A 12,647-nucleotide genomic window follows, 5' to 3' on the forward strand; every position below is an offset into this window, starting at 1 on the left:
GTTTTCCTACGAGGGGGATGAATCGGGTGCGTAGGAAAACCGAAGCGTTGGGCCGGGAACATACAACGAGTTGCAAAGTACGGAGGATGCCGTGTGCGACAAGGAATCAACACTGCTTTACACGGGCAGCCTTCAGCCGGGTGGCGTTGAAGCGCGTCGCGAAGAGGCCAAAAGCGTCAATAAAAATCGATAGCAGCCCATGAAAGGCGAAAGGCCGCGCGAGCGCGGCCTTTCGTTCTTGCTTACTTCAGCGCCTTGAAGCGCAGGCGCTTCGGCGCAGCGTCGTCGCCCATGCGGCGGCGCTTGTCTTCCTCGTACTCGCGGTAGTTGCCCTGGAAGAACTCCACGTGCGAATCGCCTTCGAACGCCAGGATATGGGTCGCGATGCGATCCAGGAACCAGCGGTCATGCGAAATGACGAAGGTGTTGCCCGGGAACTCCAGCAGCGCATCTTCCAGCGCACGCAGGGTTTCGATGTCCAGGTCGTTGGACGGTTCGTCGAGCAGCAGCACGTTGCCACCCTGCAGCAGGGTCTTGGCCATGTGCAGGCGGCCACGCTCACCACCGGACAGCGAACCGACCATCTTCTGCTGGTCCTGGCCCTTGAAGTTGAAGCGGCCGATGTAGGCGCGCGACTGGATCTCGATGCCGTTGATGTTGAGGATGTCCAGGCCGCCCGCGATTTCCTGGAACACGCTGTGGTTGCCTTCCAGCGCGTCGCGGCTCTGGTCCACATAGGACAGCTGCACGGTCGGGCCGACCACGATCTCGCCGGTGTCCGGCTTTTCCTGGCCGGTGATCATCTTGAACAGGGTCGACTTACCGGCGCCGTTCGGGCCGATGATGCCGACGATGGCGCCCGAGGGCACCAGGAAGTTCAGGTTGTCGAACAGCAGGCGGTCGCCGAACTTCTTGGAGACGTTCTTGAATTCCATCACCGCCTGGCCCAGGCGCTCGCCCGGCGGGATGAAGATTTCATTGGTCTCGTTGCGCTTCTGGTAATCGACCGACTGCAGCTCTTCCAGGCGGGCCAGACGGGCCTTGCCCTTGGTGCGGCCGCCCTTGGCGTTCTGGCGCGACCACTCCAGTTCCTTCTGGATCGCCTTCTGGCGGGCCTTTTCCTGGTTGTCTTCCTGCTTCAGGCGCTCATCCTTCTGGGTCAGCCAGTCGGTGTAGTTGCCCTTCCACGGAATGCCGCGGCCACGGTCCAGTTCCAGGATCCACTCGGCGGCGTTGTCCAGGAAGTAGCGATCATGGGTGACCGCCACGACGGTGCCGGTGTAGCGCGCCAGGAACTGTTCCAGCCATTCCACCGACTCGGCGTCGAGGTGGTTGGTCGGTTCGTCGAGCAGCAGCATGTCCGGCTTCTGCAGCAGCAGGCGGCACAGCGCCACGCGGCGCTTTTCACCACCGGACAGCTTGCCGACGATGGCATCCCACGGCGGCAGGCGCAGCGCATCGGCAGCTACGTCCAGCTGGTTTTCCAGCGTGTGCGCATCACCGGCGGCGAGGATCGCCTCCAGGCGCTCCTGTTCCTTGGCCAGCGCGTCGAAATCGGCGCCTTCTTCGGCATAAGCGGCGTAGACCGCGTCCAGCGCAGCCTGTGCCTGCAACACCTCGCCCACGCCTTCCTCCACCGCTTCACGCACGGTCTTGGTCGGGTCCAGTTCCGGTTCCTGTGCCAGGTAGCCGACCTTGATGCCCGGCTGCGGGCGGGCTTCGCCCTCGAAATCGGTGTCCACGCCGGCCATGATCTTCAGCACGGTGGACTTGCCGGCACCGTTCAGGCCCAGCAGGCCGATCTTCGCGCCCGGGAAGAAGGACAGCGAGATGTCCTTGATGATCTGCCGCTTGGGCGGGACCACCTTGGACACGCGGTTCATGGTGTAGATGTATTGCGAGGACATGAGGTCTCCGTAGGCGCGACCCTGCGCCCGGTCCGTCACGGGGAATTTCCCGTTGCGGCAGCGGGCACAGACTGAATGGAATACCCCCAATTATAGCCGGAACCGCTTACGCCCCGCGCCGTCCGCAGCGCCCGGGGCTGGCCGAGGACTGAATGGGCCGTCACAGTCCCGCAGCGGGAAGCGTTTCCAGCCGGAAACCGTTCAGATCGAATGCGCAATATGGGCTCACCACCCACCCAACAGAGGTCTCCCATGCACATCCATCGACTCATGGCCGGCGCCGTGGCCTCTGTACTGGCGCTGGGCGCCATCGCCCCGGCCTTCGCCGACAACGACCACCGTGGTCGCGACCACGACCGCCGTGAATGGCGCGAAGATCGCCGCGAGTGGCGCCACGACCGCCGCGACTGGGAACGCGACCGCCGCGAAGCGCGCCGTGACTACCGCCACGACCGCCGCTACGACCATGGCTACTACCGCCCGGCGCCGCCGCCGCCGCGCGTGGTCTACAGCCCGGGCTACCGGCCCGGCTATGGCTATGGCTGGCAGCGCGGCCACCGCTACCGCGATTACTACCGCGGCCCGATCTACGTGGTGAACGACTACCCGCGCTACCACCTGCGCCGCCCGCCGTACGGCCACCACTGGATCCGCGATGACCGCGGCAACATGCTGCTGGTGGCCGTGGCAACCGGCATCATCGCCGACTACATCATCAACAACCGTTGATGCAGCGCCGGGGTCGGAACCCTCTCCGCAGGAAAGGGCTCTGACCCCACAGCGCCATTCGAAACCATACGGGGCCGGATTCGTTCGTCGAATCCGGCCCCGGTCGTTTCGGCCCCAGCAGGCCGGGGCGGGGCTACAATTGAGGGCTGAGCCGCACCCCTTTCCCCGCCTGCTGGAGTACCCGATGTTCCCGCGTGACGTCCGCATCGAAACCTACGATCCCGAACTGGCCAAGGCCATCGCCGCTGAGACCCAGCGCCAGGAAGACCACGTCGAGCTGATCGCCAGCGAGAACTACACCAGCCCGGCGGTGATGGAAGCCCAGGGCAGCCAGCTGACCAACAAGTACGCCGAAGGCTACCCGGGCAAGCGCTACTACGGCGGCTGCGAATACGTGGACATCGCCGAACAGCTGGCGATCGACCGCCTCAAGGAACTGTTCGGCGCGGACTACGCCAACGTGCAGCCGCACAGCGGCTCGCAGGCCAACCAGGCCGTGTACTTCGCGCTGCTGCAGCCGGGCGACACCATCCTCGGCATGAGCCTGGCCCACGGCGGCCACCTCACCCACGGTGCCAAGGTCAACGCCTCGGGCAAGCTGTTCAACGCCGTGCAGTACGGCGTCAACGACCAGGGCCTGATCGATTACGACGAAGTCGAGCGCCTGGCCCTGGAGCACAAGCCGAAGATGGTCGTGGCCGGCTTCTCGGCCTACTCGCAGGTGATCGACTGGGCGCGCTTCCGCGCCATCGCCGACAAGGTCGGTGCCTACCTGTTCGTCGACATGGCGCACGTCGCCGGCCTGGTTGCTGCTGGCGTCTACCCGAGCCCGCTGGAACATGCGCACGTGGTCACCTCGACCACCCACAAGACCCTGCGCGGCCCGCGCGGCGGCATCATCGTCGCCAAGGGCGCCGACGAAGACCTGGTCAAGAAGCTGCAGTCGATCGTGTTCCCGGGTATCCAGGGTGGCCCGCTGATGCACGTCATCGCCGGCAAGGCCGTGGCCTTCAAGGAAGCGCTGGAGCCGGGCTTCAAGACCTACCAGCAGCAGGTGGTGAAGAACGCGCAGGCGATGGCCGACACGCTCATCGCACGCGGCTACAAGATCGTCTCCGGCGGCACCCAGAACCACCTGATGCTGGTCGACATGATCGGCAAGGACGTGTCCGGCAAGGACGCGGAAGCTGCGCTGGGCAAGGCCCATATCACCGTCAACAAGAACTCGGTGCCGAACGACCCGCGTTCGCCGTTCGTGACCTCTGGCCTGCGCCTGGGCACCCCGGCGGTGACCACCCGCGGTTACCTGGAACAGGACTGCGTGGACCTGGCCAACTGGATCGCCGACGTGCTCGACGCCCCGGCCGATGAGGCCGTGATCGCCCGCGTGCGTGATGCGGTCAGCGCGCAGTGCCGCAAGTACCCGGTCTACGGTTGACCGGGCACTGGGGTCGGAGCCCTTCCCTGCGGGAAGGGTTCTGACCCCGGCACCGGAGTACCCGCGCATGGATGAGCGCCGCCTCAGGTATCTCTATGCAGCCTTGGCTGTGCTCTTCGGCCTGCCCAGCCTGGTAGGCGGCGGGGCCGCAGCGATGCTGCTGCTGTTGATGGGCCTGGGCCAGTTTGGTCACGGCACCCTGGCATCGGTGACGCTGATGCCGCTGTGGGGCCTGGCCGGCATGGCCGGCTGCCTGGCCTGGCTGTGGCTCAGTGCGGGTTACCTGATGCACGGACGTGCCGGCCTGCGGGTGCGGCCGGTCTGGTGGTGGATGTTGCTGGCCGGCGGTCTGGCCGCCTTGCCGCCGCTGGGGCTGGCGGCGTGGTGGAGCGTCACGGTTCACGCCGAAGGCTCCGGTCTGCTGCTGCTGGGGCCGTCGATGCTGGTCCCGGCCGGCATGCTGTTGTGGCTGCGACCACGCACGTGAAGCAAGCAGCCAGCAAGGAGATTCGAACGCATGGATGAGCGCCTGCACAAACGCCTGTATATCGCCCAATGCCTGCTGCTGGGGTTGCCTGCACTGGTGGCCGGTGGCGGCGTCGCCGGCTTCGGCATCTACACCTTCCTGACCCGGCACGGCCTGATGCGCGGCGACGAAGGTGCGGTGCTGTTGCTGTGGGCGCTGGCGGGTGTGATCGGCTTGCTGGCCTGGTTGTGGCTCAGCATCCGCTACCTGTGGCGGGGGCGCGATGGCCTGCGGCACACCGCCCCTATTCCCTGGATCGGCTTGGCGCTGGGCGCCATGGCGGCGCTGGCGGTGATCAGCGTGGTGCTTTTCAGCTTGTTTGCCGGCAGCCCCTGGCAGGTACTGGGCTATCTGGTACTGGGCGTGCCGCTGCTGGTGCCGGCTGCGCATCTGGTGTGGTTGCGTCGCGCTCCGGGCCTTGCCGGACAAGGCTGATTGCCGCCTGCATTTGCTGCAAAACCCCTTCTCAGGTACCTTTGCGACGCTACCACGACCGTGGCAGCAGGTATTTCCCTGAGCCAGGCGTTCAATGCATTGCCCCTTCTGCCAGCATGCCGATACACGGGTCATCGACTCGCGCGTCTCCGAAGACGGCGCGACGATTCGCCGTCGGCGTGAGTGCGAGGCGTGCAACGAACGCTTCAGCACGCTGGAAACCGTTGAACTGAAGCTGCCGGCCATCGTCAAGAGCGATGGCACCCGCGAAGCCTTCGATGCCCGCAAGGTCCGCGCCGGCTTTGACCGCGCGCTGCAGAAGCGTGCGGTGCCGGAAGAGAAGATCGAGGCGGCGGTGCGCGCAGTGGTGCACCAGCTGCGCATCAGCGGCGAACGCGAAGTGCCGTCGATCAAAGTGGGCGAGTTCGTGATGAACGAACTGCGCAAGCTTGACCATGTCGGTTATGTGCGTTTCGCCTCGGTCTATCGCAGCTTTGAGGATGTCGCCGATTTCCGCGAGGAAATCGAGAAGCTCGAACGCGACCTGCCTTCCAGCACCGAGCAGTTGCAACTGCTGGGCGATGTGATCGCCCTGACCAAGAAAAAGAAGGGCTGACGGCCTTTGCATCGGTAGCTGCCAACCTTGGTTGGCGCCGTGCTGCCCATCCACGCATGGCGTGGATCTACTGGGCTCTGCCAACCTTGGTTGGCGCCGTACCGCCCATCCACGCATGGCGTGGATCTACTGGGCCTTGGCTGGCATCGTGCTGACGGCGGTACCATGGTGGCATGAGCCTATCGTTCACCGTCCTTGACCACCTGCACATGGCCGCCGCATTGCGGCTTGCCGAGCGCGGTGCCTATACCACCCGTCCCAATCCGATGGTCGGCTGTGTGATCGCCCATGGCGAGCGCGTGGTCGGGCAGGGCTGGCACCAGCGCGCTGGCGGCCCGCATGCCGAAGTTTTCGCCCTGCGCGAAGCGGGCAGCGACGCGCGTGGTGCCACCGCCTACGTCACCCTGGAACCCTGCGCGCATTACGGCCGCACGCCGCCGTGCGCACTGGCGCTGATCGAGGCCGGCGTGTCGCGTGTGGTCGCGGCGATGCGCGACCCGTTCCCGAAAGTCGATGGCGGTGGCTTCGACCTGCTGCGTGACGCCGGCATCGAGGTCGCCGAGGGCTTGATGGCGGCACAGGCGCGGGAACTCAACAAGGGCTTCCTGTCGCGCGTGGAGCGCGGTCGTCCGTGGCTGCGGGTGAAGCTGGCCGCCAGCCTCGATGGCCGTACCGCGATGGCCGACGGCAGCTCGAAGTGGATCACCGGCCCCGCCGCTCGCGAAGATGTGCAGCACTGGCGCGCGCGCGCTGGCGCGATCCTCACCGGCGCCGACACCGTCATCGCCGACGACCCGATGCTGACCGTGCGCCTGGCTGACACTGAAGTCATGCCGCCCCTGCGCGTCGTCCTCGATTCCCGCCTGCGCTCGCTGGAATGCAGCCGTGTGCGCGAGAGTGGGGCGCCCACGCTGTACCTGCACGATGCAATGGTCAGTCCGCCCGACGCTGCTGACGCGGCCTTTGCCAGCGTAGCCGTCCGCCACGGTCGCCTTGATCTGGGCGCGGTGTTGGCACTGCTGGCCGAGCGCGGCATCAACGAGGTGCACACCGAAGCCGGTGCAACGCTGGCCGGCGCGCTGGTGCGTGGTGGCTGGGTGGACGAACTGCTGATGTACCAGGCGCCAACACTGCTGGGCGACAGCGGCCGCCCGTTGCTGGCCGACCTCGGCATCGACGTGATGGACCAACAGCGCCGCCTGCGCGTGGTCGACCAGCGCCAGGTGGGTGAGGATCTGCGGTTGCTGCTGCGGCCATGAAAAAGGGGACGGAGGGGATCAAGTCGTTTGTGGCAAGAACGACTTGATCCCCTCCGTCCCCTTTTCAGTTCGGCGGGTGCTCGTTCCACTCGAAGAACGGCAGGAACGCATCGGCCAGTTCGCCCATCAGCGGCGACGGGTTCTGTACGCGCCAAGCGCCGCCGTCATGATCGCGCTCGAAGGACACGGTGATGATCCTTTCCCGGTCCGGTGCCGTCGCGATCATCTGCGTATACGCCGTAGCCAGTTCGCTCGCCATCTGCGGTGGATGTGGTCCGTTGAATGGCACCGGGTGCTGCCGATAGACGGGCAGGAGGGCCGTCAGGTCCGGCAGGTGGCAACGGTAGTCAACATCGGCAATGTCTGCCTGCGGATGATGCACGCTGCCGACACTGCAACGCACCGATGTCTGGCGCCTGCGCAGGGCCGCGGCGGCCTGCGGCCAATCGGCCATTTCAGGCGCCTGGTCCAGATGGCTTACGCTCGCCAGCGCCGCCGCGATCGCCGGGCCCTTGGATGTACCCAGATAGCGGCCCAGCTCGGCCTGGGCGGCGGTATCGCCGTGCACGATCACCTGTGCGTACAGCTCGAACACGTGTCCGGGCGTGGGCACAGGCGGCGCCGCCTGTGCCGCAGCAGGGGCCAGCAATGCAGCCAGCCCCAGTCGCTTCAGCGCAGTGAACTCACGCGCACGCATCGGTCCACATCATCTCGGCCATCGGACGCAGTGCCTTGCACTCCTGCGTCATTTCCTCGGCCGACATCACCTGCGTCTTGGCCTTCAACTCTTCGGTCATCGCCTCCACACCTCTGATCTGGTCCGGTGCGATCTTCGCCACGCAGCTGCGGTGCTGCTGCAGCAGCAGATCGCAGGCCGGCACGCCGGTCACCTTCGGTGCCTTGGCTGCTTCAACGTCCTGCATCCAGGCATCGAACGGCGCCAGCGCATCCAGCACCGGGCCCACCAGATCATCGAAGTTGCTGCTGTACCAGTAGCCCTTGTCCTTGGCGGTGTACAGGGTGAGGGTGCCGGTCACGGCCTTGCGCGGGCCACTCTGCAGGGCCTGGGTATAGGCCTCGGTGAAGCGCGCGCGCGGAGCCTTGTCCTCACCCGTCAGGCTGGCCAGGAACAACGGCTGCACACTGCCCAGGTCGGCCAGCTGGCAGCTGAAATCGACCTTGGCGATCTTCTGGTCGTCCACGAATTCGTTATCTTCCACCGTGCTGCGCGTGGCACGGCACTGCGAGGCCTTCAGCGCCTTGGCGTACATCGCTTCCGCCGCTGCCGGATCGCCCTTCACTCCGGCCACGGCAAGCACCGTCTGCCACGGCTCGGCCAGGGCCTGGGCCATCATGCCCGGCACCGGCGTTACCGAGTCCTGGCCGTCGAAGGCCGGCTTCAATGCATCGTTGAGCGTGCGCGTGGCGGCGGCATCGTCTTCCAGCAATGCGCGTGCGTACAGATCGAAGGTCTGTTCGGGGCTCAGCTGCGCCGGGGCGGCTGCGGCGAACAACGGGGCGCACAGCAGTGCGGTGGCCAGCAGGCGGCGGATCGGGGTCTTCATGACGGTGTTCCTGTTCCAGAGGGCGGCAAGCCTAGCGCAATTGCCATTGCATTCGATGGCGTGCCGCAGCCAAGCGTATTGCGCGCGACGGCCAACAAAAAACGGGCCCCTCGCGGAGCCCGTTCGATCGCACGACGAGGATCGGGCAATCAGAAGCTGGCGCGCACGCCGGCCGAGTACTGGGTGACGTCGCGGTAGCCGGAGATTTCGCCCACCAGGCCCCAGGTCTCGGTGAAGTTGATCTGGCCACCAACGGTGCCGACCCAGGTGCCCTTGAATTCATTGCCACCGTCCATGTAACCGGCCTTGATCCAGGCTTCGGTCATGCGCGAGGGCTTGCCACGCACGCCCATGGTGGCGCGCACCAGATTGGTGTGGTCCTTGAAGCGATCGGTGCCCAGACCGTCGTAGCGATCGGTCACTTCGGCGCTCTGGCGCACCCAGGCGATGTCGGCGGTATAGTCGACGCGGTCGCTCCACGGCATGTGGTAGCCGATGCCCAGTTCCGGCTGGTCCAGTTCAAGCTTGAGCGAGCCGTCGGTATAGCGATAGGTCTTGCTGGTGCGCGACCAGCCGCCGAAGACATGTACCTGTTCGGCCAGTGCGAACGAGCCACGCACGTAGCCGCCATCGACCTTCGGATCATCCAGGTTGTTGTCGTCAACCTTGACCTGGGTCCAGCCGCCTTCAACGTAGGTGTAGCTCAGGGCATCGGCGGAGGCCGAGAACGGAGCAGCGGCCAGCAGGGTGGCCACGATCAGGATCTTGCGCATGGGAATTCCTGTGAATATCAGTCCATTGGCGGTCCACCTGTGCGGCAGCCCGTGGCGACCTCATGTCGTCCGACGGCCGAGTTTAATGAAAGTTTTACGAAAGGCCAGACGCTGGCGACTTGCCTCTGCCATAGCGCGAAGTCGGTCACAACTGACAACTGAACGGTGGCCCGCCCAGACGGTCCCGGCCCCGCGAGCGGGGCTGCTACAATGCCCGCGCCGGTTCGCCGGTATACAAACGTCTTCAGGGCGGGGTGCAATTCCCCACCGGCGGTAGGTGCGAAAGCACGAGCCCGCGAGCGCCCCGGCCTACCCGCCGGGGGTCAGCAGATCCGGTCCAATGCCGGAGCCGACGGTCATAGTCCGGATGAAAGAAGACGGTGCCACAGGGCCTTTGCAGCCCTGCGCCCGCCTGTTTGCCTTGCGGCGTTTTTCGCTCACTTTCTGCGGAGAACGTTACTTGTTTACTGGAATCATCGAAGGCGTCGGCCGTCTGGCCGCACGCGAATCCATCGGCGGCGATGTCCGCTTCACCTTCAATGTCGGCAACCTGCCGTTCGACAACGTGCAGATGGGCGAGAGCATCGCCATCAACGGCGTCTGCCTCACCGTCATCGCGTTCGACGCCGGCAGCTTCCAGGCCGATGCGTCCACCGAGACCCTGGGCCTGACCACGCTGGGCCAGCTGTCCGAAGGTGCGGTCATCAACCTCGAGCGTGCCATGCGCCCGACCGACCGCCTTGGCGGCCATCTGGTCAGCGGCCACGTCGACGGCCTCGGCCAGGTCCTGTCCATCCATGAAGATGCGCGTGCCCAGCGCTGGCGTTTCGCCGCGCCGGCCGCCCTGCGCCGTTACATCGCCAAGAAGGGCTCGATCTGCGTGGACGGTGTCAGCCTCACCGTCAACGAAGTGGACGACGAAGGCTTTGAAGTGGCGCTGATCCCGCACACCGTGGCCAATACCGCGTTCTCCGCCACCGGCGTGGGCAGCGCGGTGAACCTGGAAATCGACCTGGTGGCTCGTTATGTCGAGCGGTTGTTGGGTGAAGGAGCCCGCGCATGAACTTCGCCCCGATTCCCGACATCCTGGAAGACATCCGCCTCGGCCGCATGGTGGTCATCGTCGATGACGAAGACCGCGAGAACGAAGGCGACCTGATCATGGCCGCCGAGCTGGTCAAGGCCAGCGACATCAACTTCATGGTCACCCATGGCCGCGGCCTGGTGTGCCTGCCGCTTACCCGCACACGCGCCGCCGACCTCGGCCTGGCGCCGATGGTGCAGGCCAATACCGCGCAGTTCCAGACCAACTTCACTGTCAGCATCGAAGCGGCCGAGGGCGTGACCACCGGCATCTCGGCACACGACCGCGCGCATACCATCCGCACCGCGGTGAAGCCCAATGCCAAGCCGTCGGACCTGCACCAGCCGGGCCACATCTTCCCGCTGATCGCCCAGCCCGGTGGCGTGCTGACCCGCGCCGGCCATACCGAAGCCGGCGTCGACCTGGCCATGCTGGCCGGGCTGGAACCGGCCGGCGTGCTGGTGGAGATCCTCAACCCGGACGGCAGCATGGCGCGCCGCCCGGAGCTGGAAGTGTTCGCCCGCGAGCACGGCCTGAAGATGGGCTCCATTGCCGACCTGATCGCCTATCGCCTGGCCACCGAAAAGACTGTCGAGCGCGTGGACGAGCGTGATATCGACACCGAGTTCGGTCCGTTCAAGCTGGTCACCTACCGCGACCGCATCGCCCACGACCTGCATTTCGCCCTGGTCCGCGGCACTCCGGATGCGGACACGCCCACCCTGGTGCGCGTGCAGGTGGAAAACCCGCTGGCCGACCTGCTGCACTGGCGCCGTGATGACTTCGGCGTGGCGGCCACCGATGCCCTGCGCGCGATCGCCGCGGAAGGCAGCGGCGTGATGGTGGTGCTGTCGGCCCCGCGCGACGGCGAAGCGCTGTTGGCCCGCCTGCGCCAGCAGCCGGCGCCGGTGGTGCCGGGCAAGGACAAGGATGTGGGCCAGTGGCGCCGCAACGGTGCCGGTGCGCAGATCCTGTCCGACCTGGGCCTGGGCAAGCTGCGCGTGCTGGGCACGCCCCGCCGCCAGGTCGGCCTGGCCGGCTATGGTCTGGAAGTGGTGGAGACGGTTACCCCGTGACCGCTTCGCCGGCCGCCCCATGACCGGTAGTGCCGGCCGCTGGCCGGCAACCTCAGGGAACTGCAGTTGCCGGCCAGCGGCCGGCACTACCCGGGGTGTAGAGCCAGCGGTTGGCACACGGGGGCAGCAGCCACGGCCGGGGCCCATCCACGGTAGAATTACCCCTTAATCGAATCCCAAGCCGCATATGAGCCACTACGAAGGCGATCTTCGCACTCCCGAATCGGCGCGCTTCGCCATCCTGGCCAGCCGCTGGAACGCCCGCATCACCGATGTGCTGGTCGCTGGCGCCCGCCAGAGCCTGGCCGGCAACGGCGTTGCCGAAGCCAACATCGACGTGATCCGCGTGCCGGGTGCCTGGGAGCTGCCGCTGGTCGCCGCGCGCCTGGCCGCCGCCCACGAACACGCCGCCATCCTTACCCTGGGCTGCGTGATCCGTGGCGACACCCGCCACTACGAACACGTGGCCGACCGCTGTGCCGAAGGCCTGATGCGCGTCCAGCTGGACTTCGGCGTGCCGGTGCTGAACGGCGTGCTGGCCGTGGAGCGCGTGGAAGATGCCGAGGCCCGCGCAGGCGGCAGCCACGGCAACAAGGGCGAGGAAGTCGCACTCGCCGCATTGGAAATGGTCAACCTTCTGGAGCAGCTGCCATGAACAAGAACACCCAGGGCAAGCCCTCCGGTAAACCCGTCCGCCGCGATGGCATCGATCCGGTGCTGCGCTCGCGCGCGCGCCGTCGTGCCGTGCAGGCCATCTATGCCTGGCAGATCTCCGGCGGCAACGCACAGTCGCTGATCGCCCAGTTCGCCCACGAACAGGCCCGCGAAATCGCCGACCTGGCGTACTTCGAAGCGCTGGTGCATGGCGTGCTCGACAACCGTCGCGACATCGACGAAGCCTTCGGCCCGTACCTGGACCGTGGCATCGACGAAGTGGACGCGATCGAACGCGCGGTGCTGCGCCTGGCCGGTTACGAACTGCGTTACCGCCTGGACGTGCCGTACCGCGTGGTGATCAACGAAGCCATCGAATCGGCCAAGCGCTTCGGTTCCGAACATGGCCACACCTACGTCAACGGCGTGCTGGATCGTGCCGCCGTGGAATGGCGCAAGGTCGAATCGGGTCACTGACCCACCTGTGGGAATGCCGGCCGCTGGCCGGCAACTGCAGGGATTCTGAGGTTGCCGGCCAGCGGCCGGCACTACCGCCCACCGCGCACGGCGCGGCACGTACAAACG

At 66.3% G+C, this 12,647-nt stretch carries 14 protein-coding genes and 1 riboswitch; of the genes, 10 read left to right on the forward strand and 4 right to left on the reverse strand.

The features are described 5' to 3' along the window. Window positions 1–242: 242 nt before the first annotated feature. On the reverse strand, window positions 243–1,907 hold the full coding sequence (ettA, locus tag LMF57_RS02905; protein ID WP_117309515.1) for an energy-dependent translational throttle protein EttA: 1,665 nt from the start codon (window positions 1,905–1,907) through the stop codon (window positions 243–245). 252 nt (window positions 1,908–2,159) lie between these two features. On the opposite strand from ettA, the gene LMF57_RS02910 reads away from it, so the two are divergent. The 6 genes from LMF57_RS02910 (at window position 2,160) to ribD (ending at window position 6,910) form a co-directional block, all read left to right on the forward strand. Next, window positions 2,160–2,636 (forward strand): RcnB family protein, encoded by a 477-nt coding sequence (locus LMF57_RS02910; protein WP_049469467.1) that lies wholly within the window; start codon window positions 2,160–2,162, stop codon window positions 2,634–2,636. Window positions 2,637–2,820: 184 nt separating this feature from the next. Then, window positions 2,821–4,074 carry a serine hydroxymethyltransferase gene (glyA, locus tag LMF57_RS02915; protein ID WP_229290749.1) on the forward strand — a complete coding sequence of 418 codons (1,254 nt, stop codon included), beginning with the start codon at window positions 2,821–2,823 and terminating at the stop codon, window positions 4,072–4,074. Between the two features lie 67 nt (window positions 4,075–4,141). Further along, a complete protein-coding gene (locus LMF57_RS02920) occupies window positions 4,142–4,561 on the forward strand; it encodes a hypothetical protein (RefSeq protein ID WP_208082632.1) in 420 nt (139 codons plus the stop codon). A gap of 30 nt (window positions 4,562–4,591) precedes the next feature. Further along, window positions 4,592–5,035: a hypothetical protein gene (locus LMF57_RS02925; protein WP_208082633.1), complete on the forward strand. Its 444-nt coding sequence runs from the start codon at window positions 4,592–4,594 to the stop codon at window positions 5,033–5,035. Window positions 5,036–5,129: 94 nt separating this feature from the next. After that, a complete protein-coding gene (gene nrdR, locus LMF57_RS02930) occupies window positions 5,130–5,651 on the forward strand; it encodes a transcriptional regulator NrdR (protein ID WP_025876654.1) in 522 nt (173 codons plus the stop codon). A 173-nt stretch (window positions 5,652–5,824) separates the two neighbouring features. Beyond that, the gene (ribD, locus tag LMF57_RS02935; RefSeq protein WP_229290751.1) at window positions 5,825–6,910 is read left to right on the forward strand and encodes a bifunctional diaminohydroxyphosphoribosylaminopyrimidine deaminase/5-amino-6-(5-phosphoribosylamino)uracil reductase RibD; all 1,086 of its coding nucleotides are present in this window, start codon (window positions 5,825–5,827) and stop codon (window positions 6,908–6,910) included. 64 nt (window positions 6,911–6,974) lie between these two features. Here the strand turns inward: ribD and LMF57_RS02940 are convergent, their stop codons facing one another. The 3 genes from LMF57_RS02940 to LMF57_RS02950 all read right to left on the reverse strand — a co-directional run bounded on the left by LMF57_RS02940 (window position 6,975) and on the right by LMF57_RS02950 (window position 9,248). Continuing rightward, a complete protein-coding gene (locus LMF57_RS02940) occupies window positions 6,975–7,607 on the reverse strand; it encodes a hypothetical protein (protein WP_229290752.1) in 633 nt (210 codons plus the stop codon). Next, a complete protein-coding gene (locus LMF57_RS02945; RefSeq protein ID WP_229290754.1) occupies window positions 7,594–8,475 on the reverse strand; it encodes a hypothetical protein in 882 nt (293 codons plus the stop codon). The genes LMF57_RS02940 and LMF57_RS02945 overlap by 14 nt, the downstream gene beginning before the upstream one ends. 149 nt (window positions 8,476–8,624) lie before the next feature. After that, a complete protein-coding gene (locus LMF57_RS02950; RefSeq protein WP_117309521.1) occupies window positions 8,625–9,248 on the reverse strand; it encodes a hypothetical protein in 624 nt (207 codons plus the stop codon). 236 nt (window positions 9,249–9,484) lie between these two features. After that, window positions 9,485–9,631: riboswitch (FMN riboswitch) on the forward strand. A 77-nt stretch (window positions 9,632–9,708) separates the two neighbouring features. Between LMF57_RS02950 and LMF57_RS02955 the strand changes: the two genes are divergently transcribed. The 4 genes from LMF57_RS02955 (at window position 9,709) to nusB (ending at window position 12,539) form a co-directional block, all read left to right on the forward strand. Then, on the forward strand, window positions 9,709–10,311 hold the full coding sequence (locus tag LMF57_RS02955; protein ID WP_117309522.1) for a riboflavin synthase: 603 nt from the start codon (window positions 9,709–9,711) through the stop codon (window positions 10,309–10,311). Beyond that, entirely contained in the window at window positions 10,308–11,408 is a 1,101-nt protein-coding gene (ribB, locus tag LMF57_RS02960; protein WP_025876641.1) for a 3,4-dihydroxy-2-butanone-4-phosphate synthase, read from the forward strand. Before LMF57_RS02955 ends, ribB begins: the two co-directional genes overlap by 4 nt. Before the next feature lie 187 nt (window positions 11,409–11,595). Then, a complete protein-coding gene (gene ribH / locus LMF57_RS02965) occupies window positions 11,596–12,063 on the forward strand; it encodes a 6,7-dimethyl-8-ribityllumazine synthase (RefSeq protein ID WP_229290756.1) in 468 nt (155 codons plus the stop codon). Beyond that, window positions 12,060–12,539, forward strand: coding sequence for a transcription antitermination factor NusB (gene nusB, locus LMF57_RS02970; RefSeq protein WP_093818893.1), 480 nt, complete (start codon window positions 12,060–12,062; stop codon window positions 12,537–12,539). The genes ribH and nusB overlap by 4 nt, the downstream gene beginning before the upstream one ends. Window positions 12,540–12,647: the final 108 nt, after the last annotated feature.

Origin of the sequence: Stenotrophomonas sp. SI-NJAU-1, from assembly GCF_020883215.1 — a bacterium.
GTDB classification, from domain to species: Bacteria; Pseudomonadota; Gammaproteobacteria; order Xanthomonadales; family Xanthomonadaceae; genus Stenotrophomonas; species Stenotrophomonas indicatrix.

What these genes read in the sequence shown, in the direction of transcription:
- LMF57_RS02920 (WP_208082632.1), top strand. Translation starts at nt 4,142, where the DNA reads ATGGATGAGCGCCGCCTCAGGTATCTCTATGCAGCCTTGGCTGTGCTC.
- ribD (WP_229290751.1), top strand. Translation starts at nt 5,825, where the DNA reads ATGAGCCTATCGTTCACCGTCCTTGACCACCTGCACATGGCCGCCGCA.
- LMF57_RS02925 (WP_208082633.1), top strand. Translation starts at nt 4,592, where the DNA reads ATGGATGAGCGCCTGCACAAACGCCTGTATATCGCCCAATGCCTGCTG.
- LMF57_RS02940 (WP_229290752.1), bottom strand. Translation starts at nt 7,607, where the DNA reads ATGCGTGCGCGTGAGTTCACTGCGCTGAAGCGACTGGGGCTGGCTGCA.
- nusB (WP_093818893.1), top strand. Translation starts at nt 12,060, where the DNA reads ATGAACAAGAACACCCAGGGCAAGCCCTCCGGTAAACCCGTCCGCCGC.
- ribB (WP_025876641.1), top strand. Translation starts at nt 10,308, where the DNA reads ATGAACTTCGCCCCGATTCCCGACATCCTGGAAGACATCCGCCTCGGC.
- ribH (WP_229290756.1), top strand. Translation starts at nt 11,596, where the DNA reads ATGAGCCACTACGAAGGCGATCTTCGCACTCCCGAATCGGCGCGCTTC.
- LMF57_RS02910 (WP_049469467.1), top strand. Translation starts at nt 2,160, where the DNA reads ATGCACATCCATCGACTCATGGCCGGCGCCGTGGCCTCTGTACTGGCG.
- glyA (WP_229290749.1), top strand. Translation starts at nt 2,821, where the DNA reads ATGTTCCCGCGTGACGTCCGCATCGAAACCTACGATCCCGAACTGGCC.
- LMF57_RS02950 (WP_117309521.1), bottom strand. Translation starts at nt 9,248, where the DNA reads ATGCGCAAGATCCTGATCGTGGCCACCCTGCTGGCCGCTGCTCCGTTC.
- LMF57_RS02945 (WP_229290754.1), bottom strand. Translation starts at nt 8,475, where the DNA reads ATGAAGACCCCGATCCGCCGCCTGCTGGCCACCGCACTGCTGTGCGCC.
- ettA (WP_117309515.1), bottom strand. Translation starts at nt 1,907, where the DNA reads ATGTCCTCGCAATACATCTACACCATGAACCGCGTGTCCAAGGTGGTC.
- nrdR (WP_025876654.1), top strand. Translation starts at nt 5,130, where the DNA reads ATGCATTGCCCCTTCTGCCAGCATGCCGATACACGGGTCATCGACTCG.